This window comes from Armatimonas sp., from assembly GCF_043760365.1.
In the GTDB taxonomy this organism is placed as follows: Bacteria; Armatimonadota; Armatimonadia; order Armatimonadales; family Armatimonadaceae; genus Armatimonas.
Window position 1 is genome coordinate 1 of sequence record NZ_JAYUPA010000432.1, and the last position, 1,727, is coordinate 1,727.

Here is a 1,727-nt window from a genome sequence, read left to right on the forward strand (position 1 = left end):
GGCACCAAGCTTGCCACGCTCGCGCTTCCCACAAGCGCCCCGCTGGCCTGGCGGCTCAATGACAGCCGAGGCAACGAAGTGAGCAAGGGCGAGACCAAGCTTAATACCTGGGGCGGCTTTGATGTTGCCTTTGAGCTTCCCAAAACGATCAACCTTGGTCAGACAAACCTCACCTTTATCGGTGCAGGCGGCGCGACCAATCATAGCTTTAATGTGCAGGAGTTCCGTCGCCCGGAGTTTGAAGTGACGGCTAAGAGCGAGAGCGCAGGGCCGCATATTATCGCCGACCCGAAGGGTGCAGATCTCTCGACCAAAGCGGCCTACTACGCAGGCGGTCCACTGCCCGGAGCGCAAGTGAGCTGGACGGCAACGGCGACCGCGACGAGCTACACCCCACCGGGCCGGAGCGAGTTCACGTTCGGCAAGTGGACTCCCTGGTGGAGATCTGGCGGCTTTGAGGACGGTATGGGCTTCCGAGGCCGGGGTGGTTTTAGTGGCCGCCCTGTGCGTCAGGCCAACCTCAGCCAGACTTTTGCGGGCGTCACTGACCCGACGGGCGTGCACCGGCTGCACCTTGACTTTGACGGTGTCAAGCCCGCACGCCCCTACTCGGTGAGTGCACAGGCCGCTGTTCAAGATGTCAATCGCCAGACGTGGGCGGCGAGCACCTCCGTTCTGGTGCATCCGTCGGCGCGCTACGTGGGCCTGCGCAGTAAGACGACTTTTGTGGCAACTGGCAAACCCCTGCTGCTCGATGCCATCGTCTGCGACATTGACGGCAAGATCGAGGGGGGGCAAGAGATCCAGCTTCGCGCTGCCCGCCAGGAATGGGAGTGGAGCAAGGGGCGCTATCAGTCGGTGGAGAAAGACATCCGTGAGTGGACTGTCCGCTCCGCCAGCACCCCTGTGGAGACGCAAATTGCCGCACCAAGCGGTGGCCAGTGGCGCGTCTCAGCCACGGTGCGCGATAGTAAAGAGCGTCTCAATGAGAGCGAGCTAACCCTCTGGGTGGCGGGCGGAAAACCCAGCCCGCGCCGGGATCTCTCGCAGGAGCAAGTGACACTGATCCCCAGCGCGAAAGAGTACACGCCCGGCCAGACCGCCGAGATTCTGCTGCAGGCTCCGTTCTTCCCCGCCGAGGGCGTGCTGACCCTGCGCCGCGACGGCGTGATCCAGACCGAGCGTTTCACAGTGAACAGCCCGACCTACACGCTCAAAATTCCGATTCAGGAGAACTACCTCCCCAATATCCATGCGCATATCGAGCTGGTCGGGGCGGCGGCCCGCACCGACGACGACGGCAAGGCTTTAGAAAAGCTCGCCAAGCGCCCGGCTTTTGCCAGCGGCGAGCTGGATCTGTCGGTCTCGACGGCCAGCAAGAAGCTCACGGTGGTGGCAAGCCCGAAAGTGGCCGCGCTCGCGCCCGGTGGCGAGACCGAGGTTTATGTCAGTGTCAAAGATAGCAACGGCAAACCGATTGTCGGGGGCGAAGTGGCCGTGGCCGTGGTGGATGAGTCCGTTCACGCACTGGCAGGCTGGAGCATGGGCGATCTCGTCGCCGCCTTCCATCCCCGCCGTGGCAGCGGAGTGAACGACTGGCACCTGCGTAGCTACGTCAAGCTAGAAGATCCGCTCAAAGTACAAGAAGCCGAGAAGAAAAAAGAGATGAATGGGGCTGTCTATGGTCGGAGCGGCGGAATGATGGGCGGCTCAGGCGGCTTCGGCGG

Annotated in this window: 1 protein-coding gene; it reads left to right on the forward strand. The window is 62.7% G+C overall.

Annotated features, from left to right (window positions below):
- On the forward strand, positions 1-1,727 hold a 1,727-nt coding region (locus ACH2EH_RS10155; protein WP_395141320.1), incomplete at both ends, for a hypothetical protein.